This window comes from Mesorhizobium sp. M1334, assembly GCF_040317995.1.
GTDB lineage: Bacteria > Pseudomonadota > Alphaproteobacteria > Rhizobiales > Rhizobiaceae > Mesorhizobium.
Window position 1 is genome coordinate 1 of record NZ_JAMYLM010000021.1, and the last position, 18,204, is coordinate 18,204.

General features: G+C 61.8%; 17 protein-coding genes and 1 pseudogene. 11 read left to right on the forward strand and 7 right to left on the reverse strand.

What is annotated here, in order from left to right; all coding sequences use genetic code 11:
- Positions 1 to 850, reverse strand: an 850-nt coding sequence (locus NKH17_RS26215; protein ID WP_352972651.1) for an alcohol dehydrogenase catalytic domain-containing protein, incomplete at its 3' end; no start/stop codon positions are given.
- A 330-nt stretch (positions 851 to 1,180) separates the two neighbouring features.
- Here NKH17_RS26215 and NKH17_RS26220 point away from each other — a divergent pair.
- The 5 genes from NKH17_RS26220 (at position 1,181) to NKH17_RS26240 (ending at position 5,731) form a co-directional block, all read left to right on the forward strand.
- Complete coding sequence (locus tag NKH17_RS26220) at positions 1,181 to 2,356, forward strand: ABC transporter substrate-binding protein (RefSeq protein ID WP_502895631.1); 1,176 nt, start codon at positions 1,181 to 1,183, stop codon at positions 2,354 to 2,356.
- Positions 2,357 to 2,377: 21 nt separating this feature from the next.
- Positions 2,378 to 3,343: a YVTN family beta-propeller repeat protein gene (locus tag NKH17_RS26225; RefSeq protein ID WP_352700410.1), complete on the forward strand. Its 966-nt coding sequence runs from the start codon at positions 2,378 to 2,380 to the stop codon at positions 3,341 to 3,343.
- A 98-nt stretch (positions 3,344 to 3,441) separates the two neighbouring features.
- The gene (locus tag NKH17_RS26230) at positions 3,442 to 4,230 is read left to right on the forward strand and encodes a lanthanide ABC transporter ATP-binding protein PedB/LutE (RefSeq protein WP_352808195.1); all 789 of its coding nucleotides are present in this window, start codon (positions 3,442 to 3,444) and stop codon (positions 4,228 to 4,230) included.
- 11 nt (positions 4,231 to 4,241) lie between these two features.
- Positions 4,242 to 5,102: a lanthanide ABC transporter permease protein PedC gene (locus tag NKH17_RS26235; RefSeq protein ID WP_352808202.1), complete on the forward strand. Its 861-nt coding sequence runs from the start codon at positions 4,242 to 4,244 to the stop codon at positions 5,100 to 5,102.
- Positions 5,102 to 5,731, forward strand: a complete 630-nt coding sequence (locus NKH17_RS26240; protein WP_352808194.1) for a hypothetical protein — start codon at positions 5,102 to 5,104, stop codon at positions 5,729 to 5,731. Before NKH17_RS26235 ends, NKH17_RS26240 begins: the two co-directional genes overlap by 1 nt.
- Positions 5,732 to 5,758: 27 nt before the next feature.
- Here the strand turns inward: NKH17_RS26240 and NKH17_RS26245 are convergent, their stop codons facing one another.
- From NKH17_RS26245 to NKH17_RS26260, 4 genes are all read right to left on the reverse strand, one after another.
- Positions 5,759 to 5,959 (reverse strand): hypothetical protein, encoded by a 201-nt coding sequence (locus NKH17_RS26245; protein ID WP_352507759.1) that lies wholly within the window; start codon positions 5,957 to 5,959, stop codon positions 5,759 to 5,761.
- 259 nt (positions 5,960 to 6,218) lie between these two features.
- On the reverse strand, positions 6,219 to 7,034 hold the full coding sequence (locus tag NKH17_RS26250; protein WP_352507758.1) for an oxidoreductase: 816 nt from the start codon (positions 7,032 to 7,034) through the stop codon (positions 6,219 to 6,221).
- A 66-nt stretch (positions 7,035 to 7,100) separates the two neighbouring features.
- Positions 7,101 to 8,405 carry a beta-ketoacyl-ACP synthase II gene (gene fabF, locus NKH17_RS26255; RefSeq protein ID WP_352808193.1) on the reverse strand — a complete coding sequence of 435 codons (1,305 nt, stop codon included), beginning with the start codon at positions 8,403 to 8,405 and terminating at the stop codon, positions 7,101 to 7,103.
- A gap of 47 nt (positions 8,406 to 8,452) precedes the next feature.
- Positions 8,453 to 9,031: a TetR/AcrR family transcriptional regulator gene (locus tag NKH17_RS26260; protein ID WP_352808192.1), complete on the reverse strand. Its 579-nt coding sequence runs from the start codon at positions 9,029 to 9,031 to the stop codon at positions 8,453 to 8,455.
- A 328-nt stretch (positions 9,032 to 9,359) separates the two neighbouring features.
- On the opposite strand from NKH17_RS26260, the gene NKH17_RS26265 reads away from it, so the two are divergent.
- Entirely contained in the window at positions 9,360 to 9,710 is a 351-nt protein-coding gene (locus NKH17_RS26265; RefSeq protein ID WP_352808191.1) for a nuclear transport factor 2 family protein, read from the forward strand.
- A gap of 112 nt (positions 9,711 to 9,822) precedes the next feature.
- Here the strand turns inward: NKH17_RS26265 and NKH17_RS26270 are convergent.
- A pseudogene (locus tag NKH17_RS26270) lies at positions 9,823 to 10,119 on the reverse strand (TetR/AcrR family transcriptional regulator); the annotation flags it as partial.
- 81 nt (positions 10,120 to 10,200) lie between these two features.
- Between NKH17_RS26270 and NKH17_RS26275 the strand changes: the two are divergent.
- The 4 genes from NKH17_RS26275 to NKH17_RS26290 all read left to right on the forward strand — a co-directional run bounded on the left by NKH17_RS26275 (position 10,201) and on the right by NKH17_RS26290 (position 15,633).
- Positions 10,201 to 10,563 (forward strand): hypothetical protein, encoded by a 363-nt coding sequence (locus tag NKH17_RS26275; protein WP_352808190.1) that lies wholly within the window; start codon positions 10,201 to 10,203, stop codon positions 10,561 to 10,563.
- 91 nt (positions 10,564 to 10,654) lie between these two features.
- Positions 10,655 to 11,761, forward strand: coding sequence for an efflux RND transporter periplasmic adaptor subunit (locus NKH17_RS26280; protein WP_352808189.1), 1,107 nt, complete (start codon positions 10,655 to 10,657; stop codon positions 11,759 to 11,761).
- A gap of 2 nt (positions 11,762 to 11,763) precedes the next feature.
- A complete protein-coding gene (locus tag NKH17_RS26285; RefSeq protein ID WP_352899916.1) occupies positions 11,764 to 14,874 on the forward strand; it encodes an efflux RND transporter permease subunit in 3,111 nt (1,036 codons plus the stop codon).
- Between the two features lie 144 nt (positions 14,875 to 15,018).
- On the forward strand, positions 15,019 to 15,633 hold the full coding sequence (locus NKH17_RS26290) for a TetR/AcrR family transcriptional regulator (protein ID WP_352795824.1): 615 nt from the start codon (positions 15,019 to 15,021) through the stop codon (positions 15,631 to 15,633).
- Positions 15,634 to 16,071: 438 nt separating this feature from the next.
- Here the strand turns inward: NKH17_RS26290 and NKH17_RS26295 are convergent, their stop codons facing one another.
- Positions 16,072 to 17,031: a LysR family transcriptional regulator gene (locus tag NKH17_RS26295; RefSeq protein WP_352899914.1), complete on the reverse strand. Its 960-nt coding sequence runs from the start codon at positions 17,029 to 17,031 to the stop codon at positions 16,072 to 16,074.
- Between the two features lie 123 nt (positions 17,032 to 17,154).
- On the opposite strand from NKH17_RS26295, the gene NKH17_RS26300 reads away from it, so the two are divergent.
- Positions 17,155 to 18,201 carry a class 1 fructose-bisphosphatase gene (locus NKH17_RS26300; RefSeq protein WP_352701440.1) on the forward strand — a complete coding sequence of 349 codons (1,047 nt, stop codon included), beginning with the start codon at positions 17,155 to 17,157 and terminating at the stop codon, positions 18,199 to 18,201.
- Positions 18,202 to 18,204: the final 3 nt, after the last annotated feature.

Here is an 18,204-nt window from a genome sequence, read left to right on the forward strand (position 1 = left end):
GCGACGCTTCAAGCGCCTGCCGCATGACCTTGGTGTTGCCGGTGCAGTCGAAGGTGTAGTCGGCGCCGCCGATCTGGTCGGCGCCGCGCTTGGTCATGTTGACGAGATGAGCCACGATGTCGCCATCGATCTCCTTCGGATTGACGAAATGCGTCATGCCGAATTTCTCGCCCCATCCCTTCTTGTCGTTGTTCACATCGACGCCGATGATCATGTCGGCGCCGGCAAGCCGCAATCCCTGGATGACGTTGAGGCCGATGCCGCCGAGGCCGAAGACAATCGCCGTCGCGCCTTGCTCGACCTTGGCCGTGTTGATGACAGCACCGATGCCGGTGGTGACGCCGCAGCCGATGTAGCAGATCTTGTCGAAGGGCGCGTCGGCATTGACCTTGGCCACCGCGATCTCGGGCAGCACGGTGAAGTTGGCAAAGGTCGAGCAGCCCATATAGTGGAACAGCCTGTCCTTGCCGATCGAGAAGCGCGAGGTGCCGTCGGGCATCAGGCCCTGACCCTGCGTGGCACGGATGGCGGTGCACAGGTTGGTCTTGCGCGACAGGCAGGACGGGCACTGCCGGCATTCCGGCGTATAGAGCGGGATGACATGGTCGCCCTTCCTGACCGAGGTGACGCCCTTGCCGACGTCGACGACGATGCCGGCGCCCTCATGGCCGAGGATCGCCGGAAACAGGCCTTCCGGGTCGGCGCCCGATAGCGTGAACTCGTCGGTGTGGCAGATGCCGGTTGCCTTGATCTCGACCAGCACCTCGCCATCGCGAGGACCCTCGAGGTCGACCTCCATGATCTCCAGCGGCTTTCCGGCGGCAACGGCAACAGCGGCGCGCGTTTTCATCAGGCAATCCTCCCAAGGCAACCCATAGAGTTTCACATTCCGGCATTGCTGCGGATGATCTCGGAGTCGAGGACCGCAACACGCTCATTCACCGCCGTATCTCCGCGAAAGGCATAGGACTAAAGCAGACACGTAAGTCCCACTTGCAGGGCTTTGATAAATCTTGTGGGGTCCGCTAAGCTCATTGTGGGCACCTTGAATTCGCGCTGGTCCGGGAACAATCGGACTTTAGTGCAAGAACAGGCAGTTTTATCGATGATGAGCGCGGTGCCAGGCACTCTCGCGGCCTTTTTGTGCCTTTTTTTCCAGACCGCCGACGTTGCGGACGTGATGGCCCAGGAAGTGACGGAGAAGCAACTGATCGCAACCGACAGGCCGGAAAGAAAGATAACCGAAATCAGAATAGGTTATTTGCGGGCCTACGCGCCGCAACTGGCGCTTTCGCTGCTGGACCTGCCGCCACGCGACGAAGGTGTTGCCGGCGCCAATGTGGCGATCGGCGACAACAATACGACAGGAAAGTTCCTCAGCCAGAAATTCAGCCTCGACATGGCCGAGGTCAAGCCGGACGCCGACGCGGTTCAAGCGTTCAACGATCTGATTGCCAAAGGTGACCGCTATGTTGTCGCGGACCTCTCGGCCAGGCAATTGCTGTCGATCGCAGACATCGCCCGCGACAAGGGCGTTCTGGTCTTCAATGTCGGTGCTACCGACGACAGCCTGCGCGAGGAAGACTGCCGCATAAATATTTTCCATATCGCGCCGACGCGAAGCATGCTTGCCGACGCGCTGGCGCAGTATCTCGTGTTAAAGAAATGGCCGAATTGGGTGCTGCTCTACGGTTCGCATGAGCAGGATCATCTTTATGCGGCCGCGTTGCGCCGCGCGGCGGCCCGCTTCGGCGGTCAGATCGTCGCCGAGAAGGAGTTCAAAGACACCGGCACGGCGCGCCGCACCGACACCGGCGCCACGCAGATACAGCAGCAGATTTCCGTGTTCACGCAGGATCTGCCGGAGCATGACGTGGTGCTTGTCGCCGATGAGAGCGAGGTGTTCGGAACTTATGTGCCCTACCGCACCTGGACACCGCGGCTGGTCGCCGGCACGGCGGGCCTCGTCGCATCGTCCTGGCATCCCGCGAGCGAGCAATGGGGCGGCATCCAGATGCAGAGCCGCTTCCTGAGGACGACCGGCCGGCGAATGCTGTCCAAGGATATGTCTGCCTGGACGGCGGTGCGGGCGGTGGGCGAAGCCAGCACGCGGACCAATGGCGACGATCCGAAGAAGATCAGCGACTACATCCGCTCGGACGATTTCTCGGTCGCCGCCTTCAAAGGACAGAAGCTGACCTTCCGCAAGTGGAACCATCAGCTTCGCCAGCCAATCCTGCTCGGCGACACCAAATCCGTGGTCTCGACATCGCCACAGGAGGGTTATCTTCACCAAATCTCCGAGCTCGATACGCTCGGCGTCGATCAGCCGGAAACGAAATGCGTCCTTAAGTAGAACCAATCGGGAGGAATTTTCGTGCAGAGACGAGCTTGCGCACTCGCCATTCTCGGCTTCATGGCCAATCCGGCGTGGGCTTACACCGTTTATGTCTCCAACGAGAAAGACAATACGATAACGGTCGTCGACACGGCGACGATGCAAGTGGTGAAGACCGTCGAAGTCGGCCAGAGGCCGCGCGGTATCACCATCTCGCATGACGGCAAGTTCATCTATTTGTGCGCCAGCGACGACGATACGATCGAAATCATCGATACCGCGACGCTGCAGATCGTGGGCACGCTGCCATCGGGCCCAGATCCCGAACTGTTCGTGCTTTCACCCGACGGCAAGACGCTCTACGTCGCCAACGAGGACGACAATCTCGTCACCGCGATCAACATCGAGAGCAAGCAGGTCATGACCGAGATTCCCGTTGGGGTGGAGCCTGAAGGCATGGCCGTCAGCCCCGATGGCAAAACCATGGTCAACACCTCCGAAACCACCAGCATGGCGCACTTCATCGACACCGACAGCCATGAGGTGACCGACAACGTCCTGGTCGACACGCGTCCGCGCTTTGCGCAATTCAAGCCCGACGGATCACAGATCTGGGTCAGCGCCGAAATCGGCGGCACCGTCAGCGTCATCGACAGTCTCAAACGCGAGGTGGTGAAGAAGATCCAGTTCGCGATTGCGGGACTGCGGCCCGAAACCATCCAGCCGGTCGGCATCGCGATCAGCGCCGACGGCAAGAAAGCCTATGTCGCGCTCGGCCCGGCGAACCACGTCGCCGTCATCAATACCGAAACCTACGAGGTGGAAAAATACATCCTGGTCGGCCAACGCGTCTGGCATCTCGACTTCACCCCCGATCAGAAGACGCTGATCACCACCAACGGCAATTCCAACGACATCACGTTCATTGACACGGCGACGGACGAGCCGGTTCAATCAGTCACGGTGGGCCAACAGCCTTGGGGCGTGGCCATATCGCCCCACTAGACCGCAGGGATTATCAGGGAGGCCGACATGACAAATCTTTGCGGCGGGGATGTTGCAGTGCACGAGATAACCAGCCACGCCCCCAAGGAGCCAGCGGCATGCAGCATGTGAGGACAAGCGGAGCTGGAGACGAGGTGGCGGCGCTCGATGTTGCCGGCGTCAGCCACTCCTATGGTTCGAAGCGGGCGCTCAATGATGTCTCATTCTCGATCGCGCCGGGAACTTTCACCGTTCTGCTCGGCCTCAACGGCGCCGGCAAGACAACTTTGTTTTCACTGATCAGCCATCTTTACGGCACCCGCCGCGGATCGATCCGCATCTTCGGCCATGACGTCAGCCGCGCTTCGGGCGAAGCGCTCAGGCGTGTCGGCATCGTGTTCCAGGCACGCACGCTCGACCTCGACCTCAGCGTCCACCAGAACCTCTCCTATCACGCCTCATTGCATGGCATCGGCGGACACCATGCCCGGCAGCGCATTGCCGCGCTGCTGGATACAGTCAACATGCAGGGCCGTCAGCACGAAAAGGCACGCAGTCTTTCCGGCGGCCAAATGCGGCGCATCGAGATCGCGCGGGCGCTGCTCCACCGCCCTTCCCTACTGCTGCTCGACGAGGCGACGGTCGGTCTCGACATCCAGTCGCGTGCGGGCATTCTGGCCACCATCCGCAACCTCGTCGAAACCGAGGGCATCGGCGTGCTGTGGGCGACGCATCTGATCGATGAGGTCGACGACGGCGACCATGTCGTCGTGCTGCGGCAGGGCGACCTGGTGGCCAAGGGTAAGGTGGCCGACGTCGTTGCGACGAGCGGTGCCAGTTCGATCCGCGACGCCTTTTCCAAGCTCAACCGCGTCGAAACAAGCGGCATCGCGGAGATGTCGCCATGAGCGCTCCCGCAATGCCCGCAAAAGTCGCCGCCCTCACGCCGGTGAAGTTCGAACAATTTGGGCTCCCCCACTACCTCATTTGCCTAAAAGGGATCGTCGTGCGGGAGTGCCTGCGCTTCCTGCATCAGCGCGAGCGCTTCATATCCTCGCTGGTTCGGCCGCTCGTCTGGCTGTTCATTTTTGCCGCCGGATTCCGGCAGGTGCTCGGCGTATCGATCATCCCGCCCTATAAGACCTACGTGCTCTACGAGGTCTACATCACGCCGGGCCTGTGCGGCATGATTCTGCTGTTTTCGGGCATGCAGTCTTCGCTGTCGATGGTCTATGACCGCGAAATGGGCAACATGCGCACCCTGCTGGTCAGCCCCTTCCCGCGTTGGTTTTTACTGATCTCGAAGATGCTCGCCGGTGTCGCCGTGTCGATCGCGCAGGTTTACGCGTTCCTGATCGTTGCATGGTTCTGGGGCGTCAAGGCGCCGCCGCTTGGCTATCTCACCGTACTGCCTGCGCTGTTCCTGTCAGGCATGATGCTGTGCGCGCTCGGCATGCTTTTGTCCTCGATGATCAAGCAGCTCGAAAACTTCGCTGGCATCATGAACTTCGTCATCTTTCCCGGCTATTTCGCTTCTCCGGCACTCTATCCCTTGTGGCGTATCCAGGAGGCTAGCCCCCTGCTCTACAAGATCTGCCTCGCCAATCCGTTTACTTACGCCGTCGAACTGATCCGCTTCGCCTTCTACGGCCAGGTTGAGTGGCTGTCGCTAGGCGTCGTTGCCAGCTGCACGCTGCTGTTCCTTGCCGCCGCCATCATCGCCTACGACCCTTCGCGCGGCCTGATGACCCGCAAACAGGACACGGGAGGAAATACCTGATGGCACGAATGAGCCTTGTTCGCGGCCTGGCTCTGATTGCCACGCTCGCGCCGGGCATCAACACCAGGGCGGCGAACCCTGATCCGGATTGGCCCTGCATGCAGCGCAAAGTGCCTCAACTCTCGCTCGGCCAGATCTGGAGCGGACCGGACCTTCCTTCAGCGGCGAAGGACTGGTCGAAGGACCCCGCCATCTCCGCCCTGGTCGAGGAGTTGGCAGCTCGCCGGATGCCGATTGCGGACGCTCAAAAGAAAATCAGGGACTTCGCCGCCTCCTTGCCGGAAGAACAGCTTGCACCCAAAATGGCGATGCTGGTGCAAGGCATGTTCGATCACCTGGACGCCGAGCGCTCGCAGGTGATTTCGGGCATTTCCCGCTACGCCCACAAGCAGCTCGAAATGGCCGCCGCGTTGCGCAAGGAAGGGTCCGATGTCGATGCGTTGCGGGCAAAGCCGGATGCAGATCCCGAAGAGATCGATCGGCGAACCGAACAGCTGAAATTCGCCACGCGAATTTTCAATGAACGCGTCCAATCACTGACTTACGTCTGTGAAGTGCCGACGATAATCGAGCAGCGGCTTTATCAATTGTCCAAGGTCGTCTCGGAAACGCTCGGCGCGAAGAAATAGAACCCTATTCGATCGTCGCGGCGGATATCACGAACCCCGGCCGGGCAGCACGCGCCAGCGCTGCACGAAATAACCGGGATGCGTCTCGATCCACTGAGCGACCAGCGGCTGCGCCTGCATGAACGCGGTCCCGGGATTCATCGCCAGGCCGTCCACCATCTGTTCGCGTTGTTCACAGGTCTGCGGCACAGCCGTCAGGCAGACCATCATAACGAGCGTGTAAAGCATTGCCCCTTGTCCCCATCGAATCCCGAACCCATGCCGGGAGGTTTCCGTGTTACCCACCAGTCTGCAGGGGTCGCACATACAGATCGCTTACGGGTGTGAAGGGAGGTGGCCCCCGCTCTTTCGCGCCGCAACATAACATACCGCTAATCTAACGCCAACGACCGCAGGGCGTTCTCCAGAGCAATCGCGTCAGGTTGCGCCGCGCCAATGCGGTGCCGATGTTTCCAGCGTCGATGATTCCGATTGTTCGTCGATTTCATCAAACCGGGAGCCCGAGTTGCTTTCGCAGGCTTTTGTCGAATGCGGATGCGGGGACGAAACGGCGCAGGAAACTGACCTGGCGCGCCATTTTTCCAGCCGCATAGCGCCCCTTCGGAGCGGGATCGGTCGCAGCCGCCAAAACGGTCCTGGCCACCACTTCCGGCGCATCGCCTTTTTCCATCGCTTTCCGCACAGCTGCATTCATGCCGGCGCGCGCAGAGTCGTAGATATCGAGCAACTGATCCGGCCTGGCGAGATTTTCTTCAAACGAGGTGCGGGTATAGGCGGGCTCCACCAACACGACGCGAATTCCGAAAGGACGCAGTTCGTGGTCGAGCGATTCGGAGTAGCCCTCAACGGCATGCTTGGTCGACGAATAAAGCGCGAAATAGGGAGCTGGAATGAACCCCTGCACCGAGCTCAAATTGACGATTCTGCCCTTGCCTTGGCGGCGCATTGTCGGCAACACCGCTTTGGTTACTCGCATAACGCCAAAGACGTTCACGTCAAACAGCGACTTGGCTTGGGCCACCGAGGACTCCTCCGCGCCACCAAGCAGGCCAACACCGGCATTATTGACAAGCAGGTCGATGCGCCCGGTCTCGGCCAGCACGTCCTGGACAAGTTTCGCCACGGACGTGTCATCGGTCACGTCACAGGCCAGCATGGTAACGCCATCGGATCGGTCGACGACCGCGCGACGGCTGGTTCCGAACACGCGAAAGCCCGCGTTCTGCAGGGCCTTGGCCGTTGTGTGCCCGATGCCGCTGGATGTCCCGGTCACCAGGGCGACGCCTAGATTGGTCCTGTTCATGAAGATCACATCTCTCTTCGTGTTTGCATTGCGGGGGAGAAGCGCGAAAGGTCGGAGCGAAAGGCGTCAATCATGAGCGCCTCCGGTGCTCGCGCCGGCCAGATCATCCGTCCAGCGCCGGAACAGCGCGCTGGCATTGACGCCTCCGAAGCCGAAGCCATTGGAGATTGCGTAGTCCATCGCCATCGGCCGGGCCTGGTTTGCGACGAAGTCGATCCCGTCGCCGGCCGGATCGGGAGCGCTCAGATTGAGGCTCGGCGGTGCCATCTGATCCCTGAGCGCCAGGATTGCGAAGATAGCTCCGAGCCCGCCAGCGGCTCCGAGCAGGTGTCCGGTCGCCGATTTCGTAGCACTGACAGCTATCGCGAAATCGCGCCCGAACACCCTCTTGATCGCTTCGATCTCACCCAGGTCGCCCACCGGCGTGGAGGTCGCATGGGCATTGAGATGACGAACCTCGCGGGGCGAAATCCCTGCTTGGGCGATTGCGATCTCCATGGCCCGGCGCGCACCGTCGCCGTCCTCGGGACCGGAGGTTACGTGATGAGCATCCGCCGTCGTGCCGTAGCCGACAAGCTCGGCCAGCGGTCTTGCGCCGCGCGCCAGCGCGTGGCTCAATTCCTCGATGACCAGCATGCCGGCTCCTTCGCCCATGACGAAGCCGTCCCGCGACTTGTCGAACGGTCTGGAGGCTTGAGCCGGCGCCCAATTGAAGCCGGTTGAAAGAGAGCGTGCGGCAGCAAACCCACCGAGACTGACGATATTCATGCATGCTTCCGTTCCACCGCACACGGCGATATCGGCCTCGTTTGCCCGGATGAGACGAGCCGCATCGCCGATCGCCTGGATGCCGGCCGCGCACGCCGTCACCGGTGCACCGAGCGGGCCTTTGAAGCCATGGCGGATCGAGATGTGGCCCGCCGCGAGGTTTACTAGGAAGGACGGCACCGTAAACGGCGAGAGGCGGCGGACGCCGCGCAGGTCCACCGTGCGCACCGCCTCGGTTATGGCACGGAACCCGCCGATGCCGGACGCGATGATAATGGCCGTGCGCAAGCGATCCGCTTCCAAGACGGGCGTCCATCCTGCTTGGGCGAGTGCCTCTTCGGCAGCCGCGAGCCCGAAGATGATGAACCGGTCTACCTTGCGCTGGTCCTTCGCAGCCAGGACGGTATTCGGATCAAAGCCGGCTTCGGGATCTTCTTCCAGGGAGGGAACCACCCCTCCGATCTTCGCCGGGAGGTCTCCCACCACATCGTCCGGAAGCCTGCGGATACCCGAGCGACCGGCCAGGAGGCGCGACCAGGACGCTTCGACATCGGCAGCAAGGGGCGTGACCGCTCCCATGCCTGTGACAACAATCCGTCGCATCTATTTTCCTATCAATTTGGGTGCGCCGCCAGCGCTGCGCACGCCATTCAAGCGCCGGCTGCTTCGCGAACCTGTTCTGTCGCCGCATCCAGAAATGCCTGCGCGAGGTCGGGGTCGTTGACGACGCGCGAAAGGAGCACCGCACCGACCATTGTCGAGAGAATGGCCATGGCCTTGTCGCCGGGCCGCTCGCCGTCGGCCTCGCCAACCCAACTACCAAACATATCAAGATATTCCCTGATCCCGGCTTCGAACGACGCTCTCACGTCCACGCCCTGTCTGGCGGCATCCGAACCGAGCGCCACGATCGGGCAGCCGTCCATCCTTTCTTCGCGATGGTCCATGCTGAGGTAGAACGCGATCACCGCGCCAAGCGGATCCTCGGGTTTTGCCGTAGTCGCGGCCGACCATCGGTGGGTGGCGCTCTCCATCGCCCGTTTGGACGCCTGCGCCGCCAGGTCCTCCTTTGACGCGAACTGCTTGTAAAAAGCGCCTTGGGTCAGCCCGGCACCCTTCATCAGATCCTTAAGGCCAATGCCGTCAAAACCGCGCTCCCGAAAAAGGCGGCTTGCCACATTGATAACGGTTTCACGGTTTTCCGCAGCCTGAATGCGACTTACGCGCATCGGTAATCTCCCTTTTAGCTTGTGTTCGTAATCTATATCTTATATAGAGGGCGAACGCAATCTATCAAGAGAAGATGCGAGATGATCCACAGAATCCCGGCCGCTCCGCTCTTGGCCGCACTGAGATGGGCATGAAAACGAGACCCGCCATCGTGCTGGCGGGCGTCCCGTTCGGTGGTCTTCCCGACAGCGCCACGGATCCGGCCAGCGGACAGAAAACCACTAAGATTCCACCGGATCAGGAGAGGTCAAATGCTATACAGCTATTGTCGAGAAATCGATCCGACAGAGCTTCGACCACGTAAACAATCATCGCTGGGATGAGGCGGTGAAAGCAGTCGCGCCGAATGTCCATCACCGCGTTTCCGGCGCCCACGCGCTTGGTGGTGAGCGCCACGACAAGGAAGCCCTGCGCCGCTGGTTTGAGCGCCTCGGCCGTGTGCTCCCCAATCTCCATCTCACGGTTAACCACATCTGGGTGAAGGGCTGGCCGTGGCATACTACCGTGTTTGCCCAGTGGGACGGCACCGCAACGTTCACCTTGCGGTGGGGCAGAGTCCATGCACTTGAGGAATTTTACGATTCACAAGCAGCGGCCCGGGGTCTTGCCGCCCAAGCGACAGCTGGGCTTCGAAGAAGCTGTCGCCGAACAGATTATAAGTTAGCAGCAGCGCAGTGAGAGGCCCGTCGCGTTGACCGCAGGTGCGCTATCGGCCTCATCGCTTAGCTGGTGGTCGCCCAGTACGGTCGGCTCGGCAAATGCGTATTTCTCCACCAGCGATGCCTCCCGATCCTCGATTATCAGAATCGACCCGGTAGAACGCGATCACCGCGCCAAGCGGGTCCTCGGGTTTGCCCCGGTCGCGGCCGACCCTCGGAGGGTGGCGCTCTAAATTGCCCTTCTGGACGCCTGCGCCGCAAGGTCCTCCTTTGATGCGATGCTTGTAGAAGGCGCCTTGGGTCAGCCCGGCACCCTTCATCAGATCCTTGAGGCCGATGCCGTCAAAGCCACGCTTCCGCAAAAGGCGGCTTGCCACGTTGATTGCGGTTTCGCGGTTTTCCGCGGCCTGTATGCGACTCACACGCATCGTCGATCTCTTTTTTTAGATTGCATTCGTAATCTATCTGCTATATAGATGGCGACTACAATCTAAAAAAGGAGACACGAAATGATCCGCAAGATCCTGAGCGCTTCGCTCCTGACCGCGCTGTTTCTGGCGACCCCAGCGTTTGCCGAGGAAGCTACCGTCGGACACCCAATCGAAGCCGGCAGCCTGCACAACGGACGCCTCGACATGGTGGTCTATTACGTCCCAATCGACGGCGACCTCCTGGAGGTCACCGCCACCTTCGCGCCCAAGGGCGGAGGCGATCCGCTGCGCGTCGTCATGGGCCTCGCCGACCGCGACTCCGTTGCCTTCTCCATGCCGGGCTACCGGGGCTCTCTCTACGCGTTCTCGAGGTCCGGCGAGGAGGTGACAGTCGCGACTGGGACCGACAAGCATCCGCGCGCCGACGCGCTACCGGACTGACTCGCCGCGCAGGTCGCAGCCGGCCGCTGCCGGTGACGCAGGACACAGCATAGAGAATGAACGCAATCTCTTTCGGCATGAGGCGATGGGCATGAAAAAGCGACTTGTCATTGGGCTGGGCAGCATCCTGGCCGCGGGGTTAGGGGTGGCTGCATTCGTCCCGCTGCCCATTCGCACGCAGGCAACCGCAGTGGCGGATCCGAGGCAGGAAGCGCCGATCGTCAGATTGGTGACGGCGGCGCCAGTGGCTGGATCCGAACGCGGTTTCACGGGCACGATTGCCGCGCGGGTGCAGAGCAATCTTGGTTTTCGCGTACCCGGCAAGATCATCGAGCGCCTGGTGAACGTCGGTGAACGGGTCAAGGCGGGCCAACCGCTTCTGCGGATCGACGACACCGATCTGGCTCTCGCGCTCACCGCCAAGCGCAATGGGGTCGCCGCGGCACGCGCTGTGCTGGTTCAGGCGAGCGCGGACGAAAAGCGCTATGCCGTTCTGGTCAAGAAGGAATTGGCAGCAACTCCGCAGCGCTACGAGCAGGCGAAGGCGGCGTTGGATACCGCGACCGCACAACTCGCCGCCGCCGAAGCGGAAGCGAAAGTCGCGGAAAACGAAGCGGCCTATTCCCTCCTGGTGGCGGACGCGGATGGAACTGTGGTCGAAACCATCGGCGAGCCGGGACAGGTCGTCTCCGCCGGTCAGACAGTGGTTCGGATCGCCCAGGCCGGCCCTCGTGAGGCGGTGGTCGCGCTTCCCGAAACGATCCGGCCGGCGATCGGCTCTGTGGCCGAGGCCGCCGTTTATGCAGCCGATGGGCGCCATAGGGCGCATCTGCGGCAGTTGTCGGATGCCGCCGATCCCCAGACCCGTACCTATGAGGCCCGCTATGTGCTCGACGGGGAGGCCGCGGCAGCACCGCTTGGCGCGACCGTGACTATCCGGATCACAAGCCAGGCGAGCCAGCCGGAGGTCCAGGTGCCGCTCGGAGCCGTGCTCGATGATGGCGGCAAGACAGGCGTTTGGGCCCTGGATCGCGCCACCTCGACCGTACACTTCCGACCTGTCGGCCTTGTTCGTGTGACAAGCGAAAGCGCCGTGGTCTCCGGGCTGAACATGGGAGATCCGGTCGTTTCGCTCGGCGCTCATCTTCTGCAGGAGGGCGCTCGCGTCAGGTCTGCTTCCGAAAGCGGGAGCAACTGACGATGGACCTCAATGTTTCAGCGATCGCCGTTCGCGAACGGGCCGTCACCCTTTTCTTCATCCTCCTGCTCGTGGCGGCCGGCGCCTACGCGTTCCTTATACTCGGGCGGGCGGAGGATCCCAACTTCACCATTAAGACCCTGACGGTCACGACGGCATGGCCGGGCGCGACGGCCCGCGAGATGCAGGACCTTGTCGCCGAGCCGTTGGAGAAGCGGCTTCAGGAGCTCACCTGGTACGATCGGGTCGAGACCACCACGCGGCCGGGCTACGCCTATATGACGGTCACGCTGAAGGACAGCACGCCGCCATCCGTCGTGCAGGAAGAGTTTTACCAGGCCCGCAAGAAGCTGGGGGATGAAGCCCGCAACCTGCCGCCGGGCGTCTACGGCCCCTTCGTCAACGACGAATATTCGGATGTGAGCTTCGCCCTTTATGCGCTGAAGGCCAGAGGCATGCCGATGCGTGAGCTGGCCAGGCAGGCCGAGGCGATTCGACAGGACCTCCTGCACGTGCCCGGCGTCAAGAAGATCAACATCCTCGGTGAGCGCCCCGAACAGATATTCGTCGAGTTCTCCTATGCCAAGCTGGCAACGCTGGGCGTGTCGGCACAGGATATCATCGTCGCATTGCAGCGGCAGAACACCGTCACACCGGCGGGCTCGATCGATACTCAGGGGCCGCAGGTCTTCATCAGGCTCAACGGCGCTTATGACAGTGTCCAGGCTATCGCCGACACGCCGATCGTTGCCGGGGGGCGGACGCTGAAGCTTTCCGACGTTGCCGAGGTCCGCCGCGGCTACGAGGACCCTCCCACCTATCTCATCCGACGCCAGGGCGAGCCCACCATCATGCTCGCGGCCGTTATGCAGGAGGGTTGGGACGGTCGCGCGCTCGGCAAGGCGCTGGAGGACCGAACGGCGGCCATCGCACGAACATTGCCGCTTGGGATAACGCTCGACAAGGTGTCCGACCAGGCCGTCAACATCACCTCGGCGGTCGACGAGTTCATGTTGAAGTTCGCGATGGCGCTCGGTGTCGTGCTGCTGATCAGCCTGCTCAGCATGGGCTGGCGCGTCGGCATCGTCGTGGCGGCCGCCGTCCCGCTGACGCTTGCCGCCGTGTTCCTCATCATGCTGGAGACCGGCCGGTTCTTCGATCGCATCACGCTCGGCGCCCTCATCCTGGCGCTCGGTCTTCTCGTGGACGACGCTATCATCGCCATCGAGGTGATGGTGGTGAAGATGGAAGAGGGCATGGATCGCATCAAGGCGGCGGCCTATGCCTGGAGCCATACCGCGGCGCCGATGCTGTCGGGAACGCTCGTGACGATCGCTGGGTTCCTGCCCGTGGGCTTCGCACGCTCGACGGCCGGCGAGTACGCCGGCAATATCTTCTGGGTCGTAGGGTTCGCTCTCATCGTCTCCTGGATCGTCGCCGTGGTCTTCACGCCCTACCTTGGCGTCAAGATGCTGCCCGCGATCAAACCGGTCGAAGGCGGCGTTCACGCCATATACGACACACCGAACTATCGGCGCCTTCGCCGGCTCATCATCTTTGCCGTGCGCCACAAGTTCGTAACCTGCGGTGTCGTCGGCATCGTCTTCGCACTTTCGGTTGTCGGCATGGGCAGCCTGAAACAGCAGTTCTTCCCGACATCCGATCGCCCTGAAGTGCTGGTCGAGGTTCGTCTGCCGGAAGGCACCAGCATCGAGACGACGACCGCCACAGTGGAGAAGCTGGAGCACTGGCTGGACGGCCAGCCCGAAGCCAAGATCGTGACGAGCTACGTCGGTCAGGGCGCTCCGCGCTTCTTCTTCGCGATGGCACCGGAACTGCCTGATCCTGCCTTTGCCAAGATCGTCGTGCTGACACCGGACGCGGAGGCGCGCGAGGCGCTGAAGCACCGGCTCCGGGAGGCGGTATCGCAGGGGCTCGCGCCGGAAGCCAATGTCCGCGTCACGCAGCTTGTGTTCGGACCCTATACGCCGTTCCCTGTCGAGTTCCGGGTCACGGGGCCTGATCCCGCGCAACTCTATAGCATTTCCGAGAAGGCCCTCGATATCATGCGGGCCGTCCCGGACGTGCGGCAGGCCAACCGCGACTGGGGCAACCGCACGCCCGTACTGCGCTTCATCCCTGACCAGGATCGACTGAACCTCATCGGCCTCTCGCCGGCGGAAGTAGGCCAGCAGCTCCAGTTCCTCCTCACCGGCATCCCTGTCACGCAGGTCCGCGAGGACATTCGCAATGTCCCCATCGTGGCGCGCAGCGCTGGGGCTGAGCGGCTGGATCCGGCGCGTCTGGCGGATTTCTCGCTGATGAGCCGGGACGGCCGCCAGATTCCGCTCGACCAGATAGGCCATTCGGAGATCCGTCTTGAGGAGCCGATCCTGAAGCGTCGCGACCGGACGCCCGTCGTCACGATCCGCTCCGACATAAACGAAGCGACTCAGCCTCCGGAGGTCTCAAAGCAGATCATGAAAGCCCTCCAGCCGCTGATCGCGTCCCTTCCGGCCGGCTATAGCATCGAAATGGGGGGATCGATCGAGGAGGCTGAGAAGGCCAACACCGCTTTGGGCAAGATCTTCCCGGCCATGATCGCCGCCATGCTGATCGTCATCATGCTGCAGGTACGATCCTTCTCGACGATGGCCATGGTCGTGCTGACGGCACCGCTTGGGCTCGTCGGCGTCGTGCCGATGTTGCTCACCTTCAACCAGCCCTTCGGGTTCAACGCCATTCTGGGTCTGATAGGGCTGGCCGGCATCCTGATGCGCAACACCCTGATCCTGACCGAACAAATCAAGGAGAACCGTGCTGCCGGCCTCGACGACTATCACGCCGTGATTGAGGCCACCGTGCAACGCACGAGGCCGGTGATCCTGACGGCGCTTGCCGCCGTGCTAGCTTTCATCCCCCTTACGCACTCCGTGTTCTGGGGATCGATGGCCTATACGCTGATCGGCGGCACGGCGGCCGGCACGGTGCTGATCCTGCTCTTCCTCCCTGCGCTCTACGCCGCGTGGTTTCGGATCAAGCCGACTGCTGACGAGGCCCATGAGGACGCGGCGGAGCAACCGGAATTGCGAATAGCAACGGCTGCCGAATAAGACTCTGTTGTCGGAGGAGACGATTCTCTTCTCGCCCGCCGGTTTTGCCTGAACATATGCAGGCCAGCCGGACGATCTTGCCGCTTACAGATGATCGCCCAGGGCGAGCGCGGCAGATCCGTTTCATCAGTCCTGGAGACATCCATGAATCGTCCGCTCCGAATGCGAACTGATCCCGACGAGGTGCGCGCGCGCATCCTGGAGGTGGCGGAGGGGCACTTTCGCCGCATCGGCTACAACAAAACGTCGGTGGCCGACATCGCCTCCGAACTCAGCATGAGCACGGCAAACATCTACCGCTTCTTCCCCTCAAGGGACGCAATCAAAGAATCCATCTGCGGGAAAGCTTTGAACGAGGTAGCTGACATCGCCCTCGCAATCGCGCGCACGAACGCGTCGGCCGGGGAGAAATTGGGTCAGCTACTGACCGCCGTTCACCATCACAAGAAGATGACGCTGGTCAAGGAAAGGCGCATGCACGACCTGATTGTCGCCGCCATGCAGGAGAACTGGGCGACCATCAAGGCGCATATCGAGCACGTGGTAACTACCTTAGGGGTCATTATCCGCGAGGGCATCGAATCGGGCGAATTCAATGTCGACGATTCCGCTACGGCGGCGCGTGCCGTCCACACCGCGTTCACGCCGTTCCTCCATCCGATCCTGATCGAGCACTGCGTCCAATACGGCGAAGACACCGAAGCGGGCCTGCGCGAGCAGATCCGATTCATCCTGAAAGCTCTCGGCAAGTCGGATTGACCAGCCTGCCGTATGCAGGATCAAGCCGCCGCTGATGACATCCACGAGGACTCGACGGAGGAACTTGACACACGAACAGCAACGGTTGCCGAACCATGTGCCGGAAGAGGTGCAAAGCCGTCCCTCGTCCGAGACAGCTCTCCAAAGGCAGCCATTTCGGGCGATGCCCCCTGACCAGCCGGATGCGGACCTTGCAGCCCGCCCTCCGACGGTCGGCTTAGGGGTCGACTCCGGCCGCTCGGCCTTGATCGCTTTAGCGACCGCTCATGACACAGCTAAGCCATACGGACAAGCGGTTGCGTCGCTCCATTCGGACTTCCATCCTAAATGGTTCGAGCCTTAGGGGTTAGTCGAGTCGAAGCTGCCGCTCAGCGCCACCGCCGTTCTCCTTTATTTGCACGCCACGTCCCTAGTACGACCGAAACTTGTTGAACTAGGCTAACTCGCGCGACCTCTACTGTTCAGTTCCTCGTGCGGATAAAGCTTGCCGAACAGTGGCAGGTACATCGCGCCCTTGCGCATCAGAAAATCGTGGAAGGTCGCCATCGCCGGCGAAATCGCGTGATCGCTGCGCATCACCGAAAACCATTGCCGGCGGATCGGCATGCCGACAACGTCGAGGATAACCAGCCGGCCGGCTTCGGTTTCGGCAGCGATGGTGTGGGCAGAGATGAACGCGATGCCGAGCCCGGCCATCACCGCCTGCTTGATGGTCTCGTTCGAGTCCATCTCGACGCCGAGATCGTCGATGCGGCCGGGCACGTCGCTCAGGAATATTTCCAGTGAGATGCGCGTTCCGGAGCCGGGCTCGCGAATGAGGAAATGCTCCTCGGCGATCCGCTCCTTGGAAATGTCGCGTGCCGACGCCAGCGGGTGGTCGGGCGGTGCGATGATGACCAGCGGGTGATCGCCGAAGACCGAAGCACGCACCGGGACTTCCTTGGCCGGGCGTCCCATCAGCGCGATATCGATGTCGTGGTTCTTCAGATTGTCAATCGTCTCGGCGCGGTTGCCGATGGCAAGGTGCATGTCGATATCGGGATGTTCCTTCATGAAGGCGGCCATCAGCCGCGGCGCGAAATATTTGGCCGTGGAAACGACGCCGAGCCGCAAGCTGCCGGCGCGCACGCCCTTGATCGCATCCATCTTGTCTTCGAGCAGACGAAGCCGCTCCTCGATGGCCTGTGCCGTCTCGACGAAGGCCAGACCTGCGGCAGTGGGACGCATGCCATCCGACGTCCGGTCGAACAAGGCCAGTTGGAACTCCTCCTCCACCTGCCGCAACTGGATCGTCACCGCTGGAGGAGACAGGCCTAACGCCTTGGCCGCGCTGACGATTTTTCCGTGGCTGATGATTGCCTGAACGGTCTTGAATTGCTTAAGCGTGAGGTTTCTCATATGGCATACTAAAATTTTTTTACTGCCGGAGTAAAGTTATTGAATTTTACTTATCCAGCGTCGTTTGTTCTCCTTTCCCAATCCGGCCGACCCCAGGAGAGGCGGCTGGATCGGGAGGTTACGATGCCAGCGGCAACGCTCGACGCTTTTCTGAACTCCTATCTTGGCGAGCCGGACGAACCGCGCTCCGCGGTCGTAGCGACCATCCGTCAGCTGACGCAGGCGGCCACCACGATCCGCAACACCATCAATCAAGGGGTGCTCGGCACGGCCTTTGCCGGAACCCGCGGCGCCAATGCTGACGGCGACATCCAGAAGGATCTCGATGTCTTTGCCGATGACATCTTCCTCGACGCCATGCGCCACGCTCCGGTCGCGCTCTACGCTTCCGAGGAACTGGAGCAGCCGGTGCTGCTCGACAGGCAAGCGGCTCTTGCCATCGCCATCGACCCGCTCGATGGCTCATCCAACATCGACACCAACGTGTCGATCGGAACGGTCTTCTCGCTCCTCCCTGCAATTGGTGCGCCGGATAGGAATCCGGCCGCCTCGTTTTTGCAGGCAGGCGTGAACCAGCTGGGCGCCGGTTTCTTCATCTACGGGCCGCAGTTGGCGCTGGTTCTGTCGCTCGGCAGCGGCACCCATGTCTTCGTTCTCTCGACCCGGCTCGGCACCTTCGTCCAGGCCTACGAGAGCCGGATCATCCCACAGCGAACCCAGGAGTTCGCCATCAATGCCGCCAACTACCGGCATTGGGACGAGGCGGTGCGGCTCTACATCGACGACTGCCTTGAAGGCACCGAAGGCCCACGCGAGAAGGACTTCAACATGCGCTGGATCGCCTCCCTGGTCGCGGACTGCTACCGCATATTGATGCGCGGCGGCGTATTCCTGTATCCGGGCGACAAGCGCAAGACTTACCGCCAGGGGCGACTGCGCCTCGTCTATGAGGCAAACCCGATCGCCTATCTCGTCGAACAGGCGGGCGGTGCCGCCACCGATACGATCACCCGCATCCTCGAAATCGAACCAGAGAACCTTCACCAGCGCGTGCCCATGGTTTTCGGATCGGCGCGCGAAGTCGCGCGCGTCACCCGCTACCACACCGAACCGAGCGCCATCGGCGAACGCGCGCCGCTGTTCAGCCGCCGCGGCCTTTTCAGGGCCTGAACA